Raw genomic sequence first — 16,734 nt, forward strand, 5'->3', positions numbered from 1 at the left:
GTCGTCGGAACTGGCGCATCACGCGCGCTGCTGCTCGTCCCACGTTGCGCGCTCGGCAAAAATCTGCGCGACCGTGTCCATGTTTTCGCTGCCCCAGTTGCAGAGCGGCGTCAGTGCTTCGGCCAGGCTGTGGCCAAGCGGGGTAAGCGTATAGTCGACCCGCGGCGGCACTTCCCGGTAATCGTTGCGCGTGACGATGCCGTCGGCTTCCAACTCCTTCAGTTGCTGGATCAGCATCTTGTCGCTGACGCCGCGGACTGCGCGCTTGAGCTCGCCATAGCGGTTTGGGCCCTGGATCAGGAAATAGATGATCAGCGGCTTCCACTTGCCCGCGATCACACGAAGCGTGGCGTCGAGACCGCAGGAGAAGCCGGGGACGCAGGATGGAATGGTAGACATAATCGATACTTACCAAAAGGTGCATACTTGTCGATAGGTGGGTGCTTCGCCAGCTACGTGCCAGCGCTAAGATGAAAGGCACGAGACATGAAAAGACTGAATGGCAAGACGGCAGTCGTGACGGGTGGCGGCACGGGTATCGGTCTGGGCAGCGCACGACGCTTCATCGAGGAAGGCGCCTTCGTCTATATCTTTGGACGCCGGCAGGAGGCACTCGACAAGGCTGCTGCGGAACTGGGTCCGAATGCCCGCGCGGTGCAGGGGTCGGTCACCGATCAGGCGGATCTCGACGGGTTGTTCGAGACGGTGAAGGCCGAGCGCGGCGGCCTCGACATCCTGATGGCCAATGCCGGCTTCGGCGAACTGGTACCGCTCGGGCAGATCACCCGAGACCAATATGATGCGGCGTTCGACATCAACGTCAAAGGCGTGCTGTTCACGGTTCAGACCGGGCTACCCCTGATGGGTCCGGGCGGTTCGATCATTCTGACCGGTTCGACCGCCGGTGTAATGGGCACGCCGGCGTTCAGCGTTTACAGTGCGACTAAGGCAGCCGTGCGCAACTTCGCCCGCAGCTGGGCGCAGGATCTGCGCGGCACCGGCATTCGCGTGAACGTATTGTCGCCCGGACCGACCCTGACCGAGCTTGCCGAAGAGGCGGTCGGTCGCGACGCGATGATCGAGATGGGATCGGGCACGCCGATCGGCCATGTCGGCGATCCATCGGAGATCGGTGCGGTAGCGGCCTTCCTGGCGTCCTCGGACAGCAGCTTCATGACCGGCGGCGAAGTGTTCGCCGATGGTGGATTCGCGCAGATCTGACGCGCCCTGGCGGTGGCTACTCGGCCGGCGCCCTGGAAAGGGGCGCCGGCCTTCGGCATGTGTGAGCGGCAGCGGGCTGGGCGTGCACGCAAGTTTCAGTGCGCCGGTCGGCCAGGTGGCGGGAAGGCGGGTATTTCGAACCTGGGCGCAGCCAGCGACACCTCTGTCGGCAACCCCTGCGTGTCTCCGGTACGCAGGAAATCGTAGATCGCCTGCTTGGCGTCGGGGCTCTCGCGCAACTGGTAAAAGGTGCCGTCATGTCCGGCGCGGTGCACGAGGATGGCATGGCCATTGGGGAAATAGGGCAAGAGACCCAGCGTGTTCTCGACCGGCGTCGAAGTGTCCCAGTCGCCGTGCACGAAGACGACCGGGATTGGCGTCACGCGCGGACGCCGCACCGCGTCGCCCATGTCGGGCGTCGGCCAGTCGGGCGCCGACACCAGGTTCGCCTCGAAATTCCAGGTGCCCAGCAGGTCCAGCGCGGGATCGGAGCGCATCTGGTGCTCGCGATCCGCCGTGACGCCCAGGCTGCTGTCCGCGAGCGGACCGATCAATGTGACGGGTCCCGCGCGCCGGTCTTCCATCGTCTGGCGCGCCCATGCGTCATAATGGCCGTAATAAAGCGACAGGATGAAGGCCGGCCAATGCTCCGCCTCGTCGGTATGGGCCATGAGCGCGAGCTGCAAATCTTCTGCGCCGAGCATGATCGTTTGCGATTTGCCGGCATTGTCGCGGATATCCATCCGGATCGGCGCCGTGGCGAAGCGCTGGTGCAGCGCGCGTACCACGGCCATCATCCCGCCAGTGGGAAGATAGGGCGCAAGACCAGGGTCGCGGTCGGCGTCATAGGCGATGCGCTGGAGCGCGGCGAAGACGTGCGACGGCATGTCGAATCCGTTATTCAGCGGCTCGACCGACGAGAGCACGGCGCGGGCGACGATCTCGGGATGGAAGCGCATCACGGCGAGCGACCATTGCGAGCCGAAACTGCCGCCGAACAAGCTGATCTTGTCATAGCCGAGCGCCCGCCGCAGATCGTCGACATCCGCCGCGAATGCGTCGATCGTATAGCCGGACAGGTCCTTGTCGGGATTTTGCGCGACCGCGCGCCGGGCGAGCGCCTGCATCGCACGGCTGTCGGCCTGGACCGAGGCCGGCTTGTCGAGCGGGGAGGCGGCGGAGGTTTCGACGAGCATCTCGCCGCGGCTGGTATAGCCGCGCTGCTCGATCACGACGAGGTCGCCCGCCGCGCCGAAGGTCAACCACGACCGCAAGCGGCTTTGCGCGGCCTCGTTTTTGCCCGTGAAAGCACCGAGCACGCTCAGGCCGGGGCCGCCGGGAAGCCAGAAAATCGGCGGCGCGCCGGTCGGATGGGGTGCCTTGATCCGCGCGAAGCCGATGCCAATGCGGCGGCTCGCCGGCTTGCTGCGATTCTCCGGCACGTACAGTGTGCCGATCTCATAGGAGACGGTTTCGCCGGTCGGGAGCGTCACGTTCCGCTGCTCGATCACGATCCGATCGTTCGTCGCCAGCTGCGCCCAAGCGGGCATCGCCTGAAAGAGCAGCGACAACGGTAGGATGGCGAACATTCGAATCGATCGCATGACAATTCCCCGCAGGACGGCTTGCGGTCGATTGCACCCGAATATATATCTTCATGTCAAGATACTTGATATAAAGATTATTACACATGACTGAGCACGCGCGCGCTCTTGCGGAAGAGGATATTGTCGACCAGTTGCTCCGCGATTGGGCGCGCGAGAGGCCCGATCTGGACGTGTCGGCGATGGCGGTGGTCGGCCGCCTGCTACATCTCGGCGGGCTGCTACAGGCACGGGCCGGCGAACGGCTACGCGACTTTGGCATCGGCTATACGGAACTTGACGTTCTCGCCACGCTGCGACGATCGGGTGCGCCCTACCGGTTGAGTCCCACGGCGCTCAGGAAATCCGTGCTGCTGACGTCCGGCGCGATGACGGCGTGCCTCAACAGATTGGAACAGCGCGGATTGATTTCCCGAACCCCGGACGAGACCGACCGCCGATCGCTCGTGGCAATGCTCACCGACCAGGGCGTGCAGTTGATCGACGAAGCGATCGTTTCCCATTTCAGCGCGGCCGAGCGGACGGTGAACGGGCTCGATCAAAGCGAACGCGCGGAGCTCGCGCGGTTGCTGCGGAAATTCAGGCTTCAGCTTGAGTGATCGCCTGCGGGACCCGTGTCGTTCTTTGAAGGGGGCGGATCAGTAGACCCGCCCCACTTCCAAACGGGTCGGAAACACAGCCTAAGCTACCTCACCCGTTCGCCACCCAATTGCCGTGGAAGCCCGGCGGCACGCGGTGCGGGATGCGAATGGTGGCGACCGGCGGTTCCGCGAAGCGCGTCGCGTCGAGGATCACGAGATCAGTGGTCTCGTGCGGCAGGTCGATCACCAGCCCGACCATCCAGCCGTCGCCTTCAGGCGCATCCTGGCTGCGCGGCACGAACACGAATTCGCCCGGATAGCGGCCCTCGCCGAACTCGTGGACTTCACGTGTCCCGGCTTCCAGGTCTTGCTTGTACAGCCTGGTCGCACCGACCGCCCATTCACCTTCGGGCAGCGCCATCGTATAGGCGTAGCGATAGGGCTGACCGAAGAAGCGCTCGTCGGGGCGGGGGAATTCCTGCGGGCTGGCATCGATCGTGCGGCGATCGATCGTCTTTGCAGCCGGGTCGATCGTCCAGCGTTCCAGCCCCAGCGACGTGCCCGACGGCCCGCCGGTCGCCTCGGCAAACATCGTGTCATAGACGCAAGCGTCGAGCACGACCTTTCCGTCGGCGGAGTCATAGGCATTGGCGACGTGGAAGATATAGGTTTGCGGGCAATCGACCCAGACGATCTCATCCTCGCCGCCATTGCGCGGCAACAGGCCAACCCGGGCCTGGTGCTCGACGTTCCAGCGATAGGGGAAACCGTGCCCGCCGATCAGCGCCTTCATCGAGAAGGTGACCGGCAGATCGAGGATCAGCGCATAGCGGTCGGTGATCGCGCAATCGTGGATCGATGGGCCATGCTGGACCTTGATCGGCAGTTCGCGGACGACCCTGCCGTCGCGATCGATCACGACGTGGCGGACGATGTCGGGCTGGGTCGCTTCATAGCAGATGGCATGGTTCTCGCCCGTCCTGGGATCGAGATGCGGGTGCGCGGTGAAGCTGCCGAGCAAGGTGTCGTCGAACGGATTATAGGTTTGCTCGTCGAGCGTGTCGGACAGTTCGACCGGATAGCTGCCCGCCTCGACCAAAGCCCAGGTGCGGCCTGCGATGCCCAGGACGTTGGTGTTGACGGTGTCGAAGCTCGCGTGGCGCGGACCGGGTGCCGCCGGCATGCCCGTTTCCGCCGCGACCTGCTTCGACCGGATCCAGCGATTGCGATACCACAAGGCCTTGCCCTGTTTGAGCGCGATGCCGTGGATCATGCCGTCGCCGACAAACCAGTGATAACCCTTGGCCTCGGGCTTGGCGGGGTTCGGACCGATCCGCAGATAGCGGCCATCGAGCTCCGTCGGGATCGTGCCGGAGACCGGCAGATCCTCCAGCGTGACTTCGCGATCCATCGGCTTGTGGATGCCGGTCAGAAACGGATGGTCCTGGTCGGGCATGCGCTTACGGTTGAATTCGGCGACCACGCCGATGCCCTTGGTGACGGTGCCCCGGATTGCATTTTCGATCACGCTCGCCATGACTGGTCTCCGACTCGATGTTTATGGCGTCAACATATCGATCATGGTAACAGTGTCAACATGGATTTGGTCTTGAACAGAAGAAGCACGGGTTAGTGGCGAAAACCTCCTATCATCATGGCGACCTGCGCGCGGCGCTGATCGCCGAGGGGTTGCGCCTGCTCGCGGCACGCGACGCAGAGGATCTGTCGCTGCGCGAGGTCGCGCGCGGCGTCGGGGTCAGCGCTACCGCGGTCTATCGCCATTTCCCCGACAAGGCGGCGTTGATGGCCGCGCTCGCCGCCCAGGGGCTCGACATGCTGAGTCAAGTGCAGCACGCCGCCTATGACGCGGCGGGCGGTGGGGTTGCCGGATTCAACGCGACCGGCGCGGCCTATGTCCGTTTCGCGCTGCTCCACACTGCCTTGTTCCGTCTGATCTTCGCCAACCCGCCGACCGGCAAAAGGGTCGAGCTCGCCGACTCCCCCGACAATGCGATGCGCTTTCTGATGGAGAATGCCGCGAGGCTCGCCCCGCCGGGGATGGAGGCGCGCATCTTCGCGCTGCAATCCTGGTCGGTGGCACACGGTCTCGCCATGCTGATCATCGATGGGCAATTGCATGTCGACGACAAGACCATCGACGCGGTGATCGATGCGCATATGATGGCAGTGAGCGACGAGAGGAAATCCGGATGAAGGCCCAGGCGAACGGTATCGAGATCGAATACGAGACCTTCGGCGAACCGACTGATCCGGCGGTGCTGCTGATCATGGGTCTGGGGGCGCAGCTGACGCGCTGGCCGTTACCGTTCGTCGAGGACCTGGTCGCGCGCGGCTATTTCGCGATCCGCTATGATAATCGCGATATCGGCCTGTCGACTAAGTTCGACGGCGCCCCGGTGCCCGAACTGCCGGCGCTGATCGGCGCGATGATCGCCGGACGAAAGCCCGACGTGCCCTATTCGCTCAACGACATGGCCGCCGATGCGGTCGGTCTGCTCGACGCGCTCGACATCCGGCGCGCGCACATCATGGGCGCGTCGATGGGCGGGATGATCGCGCAATTGGTTGCGGCGGAATATCCCGACCGGGTGTTGTCACTGACCTCGATCATGTCGTCGACCGGCAATCCCGGCCTGCCGCCGTCCAAGCCCGAGGCGATGGCGGTGCTGACCTCACGCCCGACCGGCAACGACCGCGAGACGATGATCGCGCACGGCCTGCGCGCCGAAAAGATCATTGGCAGCCCGGGCTATCCGGTCTCGGAGGACGTGATGCGGGCACGCGTCGAACGCGATTTCGATCGCATGCACTATCCCGCCGGGCCTGGTCGGCAACTCGCCGCGGTGGTCGCGAATGGCGACCGCCGTGCGGCGATCGCGACGATCAAGGTGCCGACGATGGTGATCCACGGCGCCGACGACCCGCTCGTACCGGTCGAGGCCGGGCGCGACACCGCCACGACGATCGCGGGCGCGCAGATCACCGAAGTGCCGGGGATGGGCCACAATCTGCCCGAGGCGCTGATCCCGACCGTGCTCGACGCGTTCGAGAAGGTAGCCAAGCAGACCGCTCCGGCCTGAGCCGGGGAAGCGGAGTCAGGCTCGCCCGAGCCGCTCGCCGGCATAGCGGCCGCTGCGGATCGGCTCCCACCACCAGCGATTGGCGAGATACCAGTCGATCGTCTGCGCCAGCCCGTCCTTGAAGTCGTGCTGGACGCGCCAGCCTAGCTCGCGCTCGGCCTTGTCGGGGTCGATTGCGTAGCGGCGGTCGTGTCCGGGACGGTCGGCGACGAAGCTGATCAGCGAGCGCCGCGGCGGCTGTCCGTGGGTGCCCAGGCGCTCGTCGACCAGATCGCAGATCGCCTCGACCACTTGCAGGTTGGTGCGCTCCTCACGCCCGCCGATATTGTAGCTTTCGCCGATGCGCCCCTTGGTCAGCACCAGGTCGAGCGCGCGGGCGTGATCCTCGACATGCAGCCAGTCGCGGACATTCTCGCCGCGGCCATAGACCGGCAGCGGCTTGCGATCGATCGCGTTGAGGATCGTCAGCGGGACCAGTTTCTCGGGAAAATGGAACGGCCCGTAATTGTTCGAGCAGTTCGACAGCACGACGGGCAGCCCATAGGTTTCGTGCCAGGCGCGAACGAAATGGTCCGACGCGGCCTTCGACGCCGAATAAGGCGAGGAGGGCGCATAGGGTGTGGTCTCGGTGAACACGCCGCTGTCGAACGGAAGGTCGCCGAACACTTCGTCGGTAGAAATATGGTGGAACCGGAAGTGGGCGCGGCGATCGGCGGGCAGAACTTGCCAATAATCCGTCACCGTCGCCAACAGCCGGACCGTGCCAAGCACGTTGGTCGTGACGAATATCTCGGGCCCGTCGATCGAGCGGTCGACATGGCTCTCGGCGGCGAGATGCATGACGCTGTCGACATTCTCCTCGCGCAGCAGCACGCCAACCAGCTCGCGATCGGCGATATCGCCGTGGACGAAGCGGTAATTGGGCGCCTGCTCTACCGAGGACAGCGAAGCGAGGTTGCCGGCATAGGTCAGCTTGTCGAGATTGACGACGCGCGTGCCGGAGCCGACCAACAGCCGCACCACCGCGGATCCGATAAATCCGGCACCGCCGGTGACCAGGACGGTTCTCACCAATCGGTGCTCGCGCGGCGGCGAAGATAGGTCGCGTAGTCGGTCTTGCCGAGCAGGTCGGCGCGCTTCAGCATCGCTTCGGCATCGATCCAGCCCATGTCGAACGCGATCTCCTCGGGGCAGGCGATCTTGATTCCCTGGCGATGCTCGATCGTCCTGACGAACGACCCGGCGTCGTGCAGGCTGTCATGCGTCCCGGTGTCGAGCCAGGCGTAGCCACGGCCCAGTTGGACAACCGACAGGTCGCCACGCTCGAGATAGATCGTGTTCACATCGGTGATCTCGAGTTCGCCGCGAGGCGACGGGCGGATCGACCGCGCGATCTCGGTAATGTCACTGTCGTAATAATAGAGCCCGGTCACTGCCCAGCGCGATTGCGGCTTGGCCGGCTTTTCCTCGATGCTGGTGGCGCGCCTGGTCGCCGGATCGAAGGTGACCACGCCATAACGTTCGGGATCCTCGACCTGATAGGCGAACACGGTCGCGCCGCGCTCGCGCTCGCTGGCGGACTTGCACAAGGCGCCCAGGCCCGAGCCATGGAAGATATTGTCGCCCAGGATCAACGCCGCCGGGCCACCGCCGACAAAATCGGCCCCGATGATGAAGGCTTCGGCCAGGCCGTTCGGCTCAGGCTGTTCGGCATAATCGAGATTGATGCCGAACGCCGAACCGTCGCCGAGCAACTGCCGGAACAACGGCAGATCTCGCGGTGTCGAGATGATCAGGATGTCGCGGATGCCACCGATCATCAGCGTCGAGATCGGATGATAGATCATCGGCTTGTCGAACACCGGCAGCATCTGTTTCGAGACGGCCAATGTGGCGGGATACAGCCGGGAGCCCGAACCCCCCGCGAGAATGATTCCCTTCATATGCCGGGCGATATCGGGCGGGGGAGGGAGATACAAGCTGATCGGCGGTTCGGCTCGAGGAGCTGCGCAAAGCCGCCGCGCCACGCGGCCACGCGACCGTTGCGCGGCGCTCGGATTGGCTTTACCCGCCGTCGCAAGTACCATCGGTGCCGAGCAGGCCCGCGAGACGAGGGGACGAAAATCATCATGCTATTTTCGGGCTCGCCGTTCGCGCTGTTCGTCCGGCACGGCGGCCACCTAGGTGGCGCCGTGAAGATCGATTTTTAGCCTACCACCTTTCGTGGGCCCGTCCACGCTGCACCATTCCTAGAGCCGGATAGCATGTCACAGGATAAAGGCGATGTCGGCGCGCCCGGCCTGCAGTTGCGAAAGGCCGATATCTGGCAGATCGTCCGCTTCCTGGCGGTCGGCGTGCTCAATACGGCGTTCGGATACGTAGTCTTCGCGGCCGGAATCCTCGCGGGCCTGTCGAGCGGGATCGCGCTGGCGATCGCGATGGTGATCGGCGTGATCTTCAATTTTTTCACCTTGGGCCGCCTGGTATTCGATAGCCGCGATCCGACGCGCTTGCCGCGTTTCGTGGGGGTATATGCGCTGACCTATATCGTGAACCTGATGCTGCTGAGGCTGTGGGAAGGGGCAGGCGTCGGCCCGTTGGTGGCGCAGCTCGCATGCTTGCCGGTGACGGTCAGCCTGACCTTCGTGCTGATGCGTTTCCTGGTGTTCCGGTGAGCGGGGTTATCCGCGACACCGCGCCGGCGTCCACGCGGCAGACGTGGCTTGCGGGCGGCTGGCTGATGGTGGCGCTGCTCGCGTTGCGCGCGGCTATCCTGCTACTCGGTCCCGGCGTCCTGAACGGTGACGGTTTCCTGTATGTAAGCGCTGCCCAGCACCTCCTGCAACACGGCCAGATGCCACCGGCCACCGCGCAGTCGCGATCCTTTTCCGTCGTCCTGGCGCCGGTGATCGCGTTCCTGGGGCACGACGCGATCTGGAATCCGGTGCCGTTCAGACGGTTGGGACAGCCCATCGCCGACGCGATGCACGTCGTGCAAATTGCGTTTGACGTGGCGCTCGTGGCATTGCTGATGCACTTCTATCGCCAGGTCGGCCCGCGCAATCGCTGGGCCTATCTCATCGGTATGGGGGTGATCGCGCTTCAGCCGATTACCGCATCCTGGACCAATTTCGTCGTTCCCGACTCGCTGGCGACGTTCGGACTGTTCATCGGGTTGTATCTGCTGGCGGCGGCGGCGATCGACGGGGCGGTGTGGCGTCTTGCCCTTGGCGGGCTGCTGGCGGGAGTAGCCGCTTTCTTGCGGATCGACCTTCTGCCGTTACTCGTCCTGTTGCTCGTGCCGTGGTGCTTGCTGCTGGTGCGCCGTGGAGGGCGCAAGGTGATCGCCGGGACCGCGCTCGCGCTCGCGTTATTTGCCGCTCCAATCCTGGGCATGATGGCGCTGCAATATGCCAGCCAAGGCGAACCCCGGTATGTGAATTCGGGCGCCAAGGATAATCCGAATAACGCCCGGCCCGGCTATTTCACCTGGACCCGCGCCTGGCTGCTTACACCAGGTGAATTTCACGATTTCGCCTTTGCCGAGGGCAATACGGGCTGGCATGGGTTCGCCGTGGAGAATTATCCAGCGCGCGCCTTTGCCGACACTGCCGGTCGCGCCGACATCGCTGCGGCGCTCCAGGCATGGCAGACGGGCGGCTACACGCCGGCGGTGGACGCGCGTTTTGCGGCGGCCGCCGAGCAGCTGCGTGCGGCGCGGCCGCTCCAGGCGTTCGTCACCGCACCGGCCGCGCGGACGGTGCAATTGTGGGGCAGTGCGGATGGCGGCGCCGCGCTCACTACTATCTTCGGCCTGTCACCCCCGCCTCTCGTGTCGCGATTGGTGGCGGCCACCGTCGTGCTCCTCAAGATCGTCTTGATCCTTTTTACGCTGATCGGGTCGTGGGCACTCGCTCGGCAGGTCGTCGCGTCGCGCTTCGCCCTCAGCGCCGTTCTCGATTGGCCGCAGGCCCTTGGCATTCTGTCGCTGGCGGCGTTGCTCGGCCGGGCGGCCGAAATGTTGGTCCTTAACCTAATCTATGCCAGCGCGGTGATGGAATCGCGCTATGTGATCGAGACATGGCCGTGCCTGATCGTGCTGGCTGCGCTGGGCTATCGCGCGACAATCGCGCGGTTCTCGCGCGACGCCGCGACGCCCGCCGTCGTGGTGCCGCCGAGTAGCGAAGCGAACGGTTCCTTCGGAGTTGCCCGATGACGTCGATTCCGATGAACGATCTGCGCCGGCGCTATGCGCGTCACGAGGCGGAGCTGTCGTCGGTCGCGCTCGACGTGCTGGCGTCGGGCTATTGGATCAACGGGCCCCGCACCGCCGCCTTCTGCCGCGACTTCGCCGCAGCGACCGGTGTCGCGCATTGCGTCGGCGTGGCGAATGGCAGCGATGCGTTGGAGATCGCGTTGCGCTGCCTGGTCACCAATCCGGCGCGGCGCGAGGTAGTGACCGTTGCCAATGCCGGTGGTTACACGACAACGGCCTGCCGGCTGATCGGGTTGACGCCGGTCTATGTCGATATCGAGGAGCGGTCCCAGCTGATCGATATCGACCATGCCGTGGCAGGGGTCGGGCCGGCGACGGGCGCGGTCGTCGTCACACATCTTTACGGCGGCCTGGTCGATGTCCCCGCCTTGCGCGCCGCGTTGGATACCGCCGGGCATGCCGATGTGCCGGTCATCGAGGATTGCGCCCAAGCGCACGGCCTGCGCGGCTGCGGGGCTGGAGCGGGCGCATTCGGCGAGCTGGCGACGTTCAGCTTCTACCCGACCAAGAATCTCGGCGCGCTTGGCGATGGCGGGGCGATCGTAACCGGCGATGCCGAGCTGGCCGCCCGGGTCGCGCAATTGCGCATGTACGGCTGGGGCGGCAAATACGACGTGGTGACCGCCGGCGGTCGCAACTCGCGGCTCGACGAGCTGCAGGCGGCGTTGCTGTCGGCGCTGCTCCCTCATGTCGACGCCGACAATGAGCGGCGGCGGGAGATCATCGCTCGCTACGCGGCGGCGGTCGTCGCCGGCACCGCGATCGTGTCGAGCCAGCACGGAACCGTCGGTCACCTTGCCGTAATGCTCACCGACGATCGCGATCGCCTGGAAACGCATCTCAGGGAACGGGGCGTGTCGACCGACATCCATTTCCCAATTCTCGACTGCGACCAAGCCGGTTGGGCGACCGGCGACCAGCGGATCGGTCCAGGAGGGCTCGATATCAGCCGTAGGTCCGTCAAGCGCATCCTGAGCGTGCCGTGCTTCCCGGAAATGACCGACGACGAAGTCGCACAGGTGTGCGACGCCCTAAGGTCCTATTCGGCATGAGCTCGGTTCGCGCTGCTGACGACGCCTCGGGGATCGCGGCACCGTCGCGCTCGCTGATTATCCCCGTCTATCTCAATGAGCTCAACATCCCGCCGCTGCTGGTGGCGCTGACCGAATTGCATCGCACGCTCGACGGCGATCTCGAGGTTGTCTTCGTCATCGACGGTTCGCCCGACGCTTCGGGCGAGGTGCTGGCCCGCGCTCAAGCGGGCCTGTCTTTCCCCTCGCGCATCGTCTTCCACAGCCGCAATTTTGGGTCGTTCACCGCGATCCGGACTGGGCTCGAACACGCGTCGGGACGGCTGTTCGCCGTGATGGCGGCCGATCTTCAGGAACCCCCCGAACTGATCGCGCGATTCTTCGCGACGCTGGAAGCCGACGAATGCGATATCGTGTTCGGCCAGCGCGTCAAACGCAACGATGCGCCGCTGCGCGACGCATTGTCGCGCACCTTCTGGTGGCTGTATCGCAAGCTGGTGATCTCGGGCGTGCCGCGCGGCGGCGTAGACATTTTCGCGTGCAACCTTGCCGCACGCGAAGAACTGCTCGCCATCGAGGAGCCTAACAGTTCGCTGATCGCGCAATTGTTCTGGATCGGCTTTCGTCGGTCATTCGTCACCTATGAGCGCCGCCCGCGCGAGATCGGCACTAGCGCGTGGGGGGTTGGTCGCCGGCTGCGCTACATGATGGACAGCATCTTCTCGTTTACCGACTTGCCGCTCATCCTGGTCCTGTGGGTCGGCGTTGTCGGAGTGCTGATCAGTCTGGTATTCGGCATCGGCGTGGCGATCGCGCGATTGACGGGAGAAATCACCGAACCGGGCTACACGACGCTGGCCTTGCTGATAACGTTCTTCGGATCGGCGATCCTGGCCGTGCAGGGGATCATCGGGTCCTATCTGTGGCGGACGTTCGAGAACACCAAGCGCCGGCCGCTGCGCATCGTTGCGCGAATCGTCGATGGCGGCGGGAAAGAACTATGACCAGCGATACGCCTCTTTTCGTCCATTCTGCCGGCCTGTGCGAGAGCAGGAATGTGGGCAGCGGCACGCGCGTCTGGGCGTTCGCGCATATATTGCCCGGGGCCAAGATCGGCCGTGACTGTAACGTCTGCGACCATGTTTTCATCGAGAATGACGTCGTCGTCGGCGATGCCGTGACGATAAAGTGCGGCGTTCAACTGTGGGACGGGCTGAGGGTCGGCGACAATGTTTTCATCGGCCCCAACGCGACTTTCACCAACGACCTTCACCCAAGATCGAAGCAATATCCCGAGGCATTCGTGGAGACGGTAATCGAGGACGGCGCGTCAATCGGTGCCAATGCGACGATCCTTCCCGGTATCCGAATTGGCCGCGGCGCGATGGTCGGGGCAGGGGCCGTGGTGACGCGGGACGTTCCGGCGCATGCGACGGTGGTCGGCAATCCCGCGAGAGTGATCAAACGGGGCGAGGTACGGCCCGCTTCCGATACGATAATGCCCGGCGACGCGGTGGGTCAGGCGATCGGGTCGCGGCTCAATCTTCCGGTGAAGGGTTGCTTCATCGAACGGCTGCCGCATTTCGTCGATCCGCGCGGTAGTCTGGTGCCGTTCGAGGCGGGCAAAGGCGTGCCGTTCGCTCCGCAGCGGGTATTCTTGGTCCAGAACGTCCCCGGGGACAGCGTGCGCGGCGAGCATGCGCACCGCGCCTGCGAGCAATTCCTGATCGCCGCGCACGGCGCGCTGTCGGTGTCGATCGACGATGGCGCGACCCGTGCCCAGATCCGTCTCGAGGACCCGACCATCGGCCTGTACCTCGCGCCGATGACATGGGGGACGCAATACGATTTCAGCGCTGACGGCGTGCTGCTGGTCGCGGCGTCACACAGCTATGACGCCGAAGATTACATCCGCGACTACGACCTTTTCAGGAGCGAAGTGGCGGAACGCTGAACGCTCAATACCCCAGCACCAGATCGACCACATTCTCCATCGGCCGATCGTTCACGAACGCGTCGAGGTTGCGCAGGAACAAAGCGGCGGCGCGCGGGAACATCTTGGTCTGGCTGCGGCCCGACAGATGCATCGTGACCATGCAATTGGGCGCCGACCACAAGGGATGATCGGCGGGCAGCGGCTCGGGATGCGTGGGATCAAGGAACGCGCCGGCGATTTTGCGTCCGTGAAGTGCGGCGAGCAGTGCCTCCTCGTCGATCATGTCGCCGCGCGCGATATTGATCAGCCAGGCCGACGGCTTCATTCGCGCGAGTTCGGCGGCGCCGACCATCGCCTTGGTTTCGTCGGTCGATGGCGCGGCGAGGATCACCCAGTCGAAGTCGCCGAGCCTCTCCTGCCATTGGTCGGGCGTCAGCGTGCCGTCGCGGCCGGATCGGGTGACGCCGGTGACCTCGACGCCAAACGCCTCCAGCCGCATCGCGATCAATTTGCCGATCGCGCCCATGCCGACGATCAGCGCGCGGGTATCAAACAACTCGACCTTGCCCGGGGCGTCCTTCGGCCATTCGTGGCGATCATGTGCACGGACCACCTCGTCGAAGCGCTTGGCGGCGACGAGCACGCCCATTACGGCATATTCGGCGACCGTGATGGCGTTGATCCCGACGCCGTTGGTCAGCATCGTGCCGCGCTCTCGCATCAGGTCGAGCGGGAAAGCGTCGAGCCCGGCATAGATGGTCGATACCCATTTGAGCCGCTCGCCTTTGCGGATCGCTTCCGCGGTCAGGCTGGTCGGCTGCATGTCGGCCCAGGCGATGTCAGCATCGGCGATCATCGCATTGGCCTCGGCCGGTGTTGCGAACCACGCAACGTCTAGCCCGGCCGGCAAGTGCGGCTCGAGCAGCGGGCGCGCCAGCGCGGGCAAAAGGGCCTTCACGCCATCAGAACCAAGACTGATTGCCCTGGACGTACTTGCGTTGAAACTCGGCATCGTCAGTCACGAGATAGATGATGAATTCGATGAACGCGATCAGCCCCATGATCATCGGCGGGATGAACAGCAAGATGCAGCCGACGGTCGACAGCAGGAGCATCGTCACCCCGGCGCCGGTCTTGTTGAGATAGAATTTGTGGGCGCCGAATGCGCCGAGGAAGAAAGCGAGCAAGGCGGCGGCGATCTTGTCCTTGTGCCCTGGCGTACCGGCCGCGCCGGCCGCGGCGCCCTGCAGCACATAGATATTCCCGGCATTGCCCATATTGGCTTCGAAATCGACCAATTGCCCGCGCGCGGGCCAATAGGTTTCGCGCCAATCTGGCCGGGTAAAGGTGTAGCGCTGACCGTCGTCGCCGGAGATCTGTCCCTGGCTGGCCGTATTATCCCATCCCAATACGCGTCCGTGCATTTCACTCCCCCTATTCTATCCTTCGGCGCCGGAGCTTAGCCACCTGGCGCGGGCTTTCAAGCGAGCGTCGGTCGCCAGTCCCAGCCGAGCGGGTCGCCGTCCATCACCTCGACCCCGCGAGCGGCGAGCTCGTCGCGGATCGTGTCGGAGCGGGCGAAGTCCTTGGCCGCGCGCGCGTCGCGGCGTTCGGCGAGCCGCGCGGCGATGTCGGCCTCGGTCACGGTTGCGGCCGCCGGGCGTACGCGCAGGTCTTCGCGGCTGAGGCCGGCAAGATCGAGCCCCAGTACCGCATCGAAATCGGCGAGCGCGGCGAGGCGATCGGCCGGTGCGACTTTCTTGTCGCCGAGCAATTCGTCGAGCACGACCAAAGCCTTGGGCGTGTTGAGGTCGTCCGACACCGCCTCGTCGAGCCGCTCGCGATAAGCCAATGCCGACCCCGCCGAGGGCGCGGGCGGGCGGTCGCGAAGCTGGCCTACGGTGATCGCCAGCCGCTTGAGCCGGGTGAGTGCCGCGGCGAGATTCTCCTCGCTGAACTCGAGCTCCGAGCGGTAATGTGCCGACAGGCACATCAGCCGATAGGCGAGCGGATGGACGCCGGCGTCGATCAGCTTTTGCAAGGTGCGGAAGTCGCCCGACGATTTCGACATCTTACCGGCACGCTCGACCAGAAAATTGTTGTGCATCCACCAGCGCGCGCCGGTGTCGTCACAATCGCAATAGGCCTGGTTCTGCGCGATCTCATTGGGATGGTGGATCTCGCGATGGTCGATCCCGCCGGTATGAATGTCGAATGGCGAGCCCAGATATTTCTCGCTCATCACCGAACATTCGAGATGCCAGCCCGGTGCGCCGCGGCCCCAGGGCGAATCCCATTCCATCTGGCGATTCTCACCCGGCGCCGACGCGCGCCAGATCGCGAAATCCTGCGGGTGGCGCTTGCCTTCGACCGTTTCGATCCGGCCCTCTCGGACATCGTCCTGCGCGCCGGCAAGTCGGCCATAATCGGGCACCGTCGAGACGTCGAAATAGAGGCCGCTATCGAGCTGATAGCAATGTTTGGGGGCGATCTTCTCGCCGTACGCGATCATCTCCTGGATGTGGTCGGTGGCGACCGACCAGCGCGACGGCTCGCGGATGTTGAGGTCCTTGAGGTTCTGCTTGAACGCCGCGGTGTAATGCGCGGCGATATCCCAGATGCTCGTCGCGTTCTTGCGTGCCGCGGCTTCCATCTTGTCGTCGCCGGCATCGGCATCACTGGTCAGATGCCCGACATCGGTGATGTTGATGACGTGCGTCAGGGGGAAACCCTTCCACGTCAGCACGCGGCTTAGTGTGTCGGTGAACACATAAGCGCGCAGATTGCCGATATGGGCGTAGTTATAGACCGTCGGCCCGCACGAATAGACGCGCACGTTCGCGGGATCGATCGGCTCGAAACGCTCGAGCGAGCGCGACAGGCTGTTGTAGAGCGTGAGCGGGGCGCCATGCGACATGCGCGGGGCTTAGCGGCGCGGGCAGAGGGCCGCAACCGGAGGGGCGTGGCACTGAGGGAAGTCCAAC

General features: G+C 64.6%; 17 protein-coding genes. 9 read left to right on the plus strand and 8 right to left on the minus strand.

All coding sequences use genetic code 11. The features are described from left to right. Nucleotides 1-18: 18 nt before the first annotated feature. Nucleotides 19-399 carry a winged helix-turn-helix transcriptional regulator gene (locus AC1DQQ_RS01815; protein ID WP_478027889.1) on the minus strand — a complete coding sequence of 127 codons (381 nt, stop codon included), beginning with the start codon at nucleotides 397-399 and terminating at the stop codon, nucleotides 19-21. A gap of 87 nt (nucleotides 400-486) precedes the next feature. Here AC1DQQ_RS01815 and AC1DQQ_RS01820 point away from each other — a divergent pair, with 87 nt between their 5' ends. Next, on the plus strand, nucleotides 487-1,221 hold the full coding sequence (locus tag AC1DQQ_RS01820) for an SDR family NAD(P)-dependent oxidoreductase (RefSeq protein WP_478044120.1): 735 nt from the start codon (nucleotides 487-489) through the stop codon (nucleotides 1,219-1,221). 95 nt (nucleotides 1,222-1,316) lie between these two features. On the opposite strand, the gene AC1DQQ_RS01825 is transcribed toward AC1DQQ_RS01820, so the two are convergent. Then, nucleotides 1,317-2,825, minus strand: a complete 1,509-nt coding sequence (locus AC1DQQ_RS01825) for an alpha/beta hydrolase (RefSeq protein WP_478044121.1) — start codon at nucleotides 2,823-2,825, stop codon at nucleotides 1,317-1,319. 86 nt (nucleotides 2,826-2,911) lie between these two features. Between AC1DQQ_RS01825 and AC1DQQ_RS01830 the strand changes: the two genes are divergently transcribed. After that, a complete protein-coding gene (locus AC1DQQ_RS01830) occupies nucleotides 2,912-3,424 on the plus strand; it encodes a MarR family winged helix-turn-helix transcriptional regulator (protein ID WP_478044122.1) in 513 nt (170 codons plus the stop codon). Nucleotides 3,425-3,515: 91 nt separating this feature from the next. Here AC1DQQ_RS01830 and AC1DQQ_RS01835 read toward each other — a convergent pair whose 3' ends face one another. Then, complete coding sequence (locus tag AC1DQQ_RS01835) at nucleotides 3,516-4,943, minus strand: 8'-apo-carotenoid 13,14-cleaving dioxygenase (protein ID WP_478044123.1); 1,428 nt, start codon at nucleotides 4,941-4,943, stop codon at nucleotides 3,516-3,518. A 95-nt stretch (nucleotides 4,944-5,038) separates the two neighbouring features. On the opposite strand from AC1DQQ_RS01835, the gene AC1DQQ_RS01840 reads away from it, so the two are divergent. Further along, nucleotides 5,039-5,620 carry a TetR/AcrR family transcriptional regulator gene (locus AC1DQQ_RS01840; RefSeq protein ID WP_478027899.1) on the plus strand — a complete coding sequence of 194 codons (582 nt, stop codon included), beginning with the start codon at nucleotides 5,039-5,041 and terminating at the stop codon, nucleotides 5,618-5,620. Then, nucleotides 5,617-6,507, plus strand: coding sequence for an alpha/beta fold hydrolase (locus AC1DQQ_RS01845; protein ID WP_478027901.1), 891 nt, complete (start codon nucleotides 5,617-5,619; stop codon nucleotides 6,505-6,507). Before AC1DQQ_RS01840 ends, AC1DQQ_RS01845 begins: the two co-directional genes overlap by 4 nt. A 15-nt stretch (nucleotides 6,508-6,522) precedes the next feature. Here the strand turns inward: AC1DQQ_RS01845 and rfbB are convergent, their stop codons facing one another. Both rfbB and rfbA read right to left on the minus strand, forming a co-directional pair. Beyond that, entirely contained in the window at nucleotides 6,523-7,581 is a 1,059-nt protein-coding gene (rfbB, locus tag AC1DQQ_RS01850; RefSeq protein ID WP_478027903.1) for a dTDP-glucose 4,6-dehydratase, read from the minus strand. Further along, nucleotides 7,575-8,450: a glucose-1-phosphate thymidylyltransferase RfbA gene (gene rfbA, locus AC1DQQ_RS01855; RefSeq protein WP_478027905.1), complete on the minus strand. Its 876-nt coding sequence runs from the start codon at nucleotides 8,448-8,450 to the stop codon at nucleotides 7,575-7,577. The genes rfbB and rfbA overlap by 7 nt, the downstream gene beginning before the upstream one ends. Nucleotides 8,451-8,771: 321 nt before the next feature. On the opposite strand from rfbA, the gene AC1DQQ_RS01860 reads away from it, so the two are divergent. The 5 genes from AC1DQQ_RS01860 to AC1DQQ_RS01880 are packed head-to-tail and all read left to right on the plus strand — an operon-like array spanning nucleotide 8,772 to nucleotide 13,768. Then, on the plus strand, nucleotides 8,772-9,182 hold the full coding sequence (locus AC1DQQ_RS01860; RefSeq protein WP_478027906.1) for a GtrA family protein: 411 nt from the start codon (nucleotides 8,772-8,774) through the stop codon (nucleotides 9,180-9,182). Continuing rightward, a complete protein-coding gene (locus AC1DQQ_RS01865; RefSeq protein WP_478044124.1) occupies nucleotides 9,179-10,723 on the plus strand; it encodes a hypothetical protein in 1,545 nt (514 codons plus the stop codon). Before AC1DQQ_RS01860 ends, AC1DQQ_RS01865 begins: the two co-directional genes overlap by 4 nt. Next, a complete protein-coding gene (locus AC1DQQ_RS01870) occupies nucleotides 10,720-11,835 on the plus strand; it encodes a DegT/DnrJ/EryC1/StrS family aminotransferase (RefSeq protein WP_478040181.1) in 1,116 nt (371 codons plus the stop codon). Before AC1DQQ_RS01865 ends, AC1DQQ_RS01870 begins: the two co-directional genes overlap by 4 nt. Next, entirely contained in the window at nucleotides 11,832-12,818 is a 987-nt protein-coding gene (locus AC1DQQ_RS01875; RefSeq protein ID WP_478027912.1) for a glycosyltransferase family 2 protein, read from the plus strand. Before AC1DQQ_RS01870 ends, AC1DQQ_RS01875 begins: the two co-directional genes overlap by 4 nt. Further along, nucleotides 12,815-13,768: a WxcM-like domain-containing protein gene (locus tag AC1DQQ_RS01880; protein ID WP_478044125.1), complete on the plus strand. Its 954-nt coding sequence runs from the start codon at nucleotides 12,815-12,817 to the stop codon at nucleotides 13,766-13,768. Before AC1DQQ_RS01875 ends, AC1DQQ_RS01880 begins: the two co-directional genes overlap by 4 nt. Before the next feature lie 4 nt (nucleotides 13,769-13,772). Here AC1DQQ_RS01880 and AC1DQQ_RS01885 read toward each other — a convergent pair whose 3' ends face one another. The 3 genes from AC1DQQ_RS01885 to cysS are packed head-to-tail and all read right to left on the minus strand — an operon-like array spanning nucleotide 13,773 to nucleotide 16,667. Beyond that, nucleotides 13,773-14,708 carry a D-2-hydroxyacid dehydrogenase gene (locus tag AC1DQQ_RS01885; protein ID WP_478044126.1) on the minus strand — a complete coding sequence of 312 codons (936 nt, stop codon included), beginning with the start codon at nucleotides 14,706-14,708 and terminating at the stop codon, nucleotides 13,773-13,775. A gap of 4 nt (nucleotides 14,709-14,712) precedes the next feature. Further along, the gene (locus AC1DQQ_RS01890) at nucleotides 14,713-15,174 is read right to left on the minus strand and encodes a TM2 domain-containing protein (protein ID WP_478027918.1); all 462 of its coding nucleotides are present in this window, start codon (nucleotides 15,172-15,174) and stop codon (nucleotides 14,713-14,715) included. Nucleotides 15,175-15,230: 56 nt separating this feature from the next. Next, nucleotides 15,231-16,667, minus strand: coding sequence for a cysteine--tRNA ligase (cysS, locus tag AC1DQQ_RS01895; protein ID WP_478044127.1), 1,437 nt, complete (start codon nucleotides 16,665-16,667; stop codon nucleotides 15,231-15,233). Nucleotides 16,668-16,734 lie beyond the last annotated feature (67 nt).

The sequence above is a fragment of the Sphingomonas sp. P4_G3 genome (assembly GCF_056401105.1).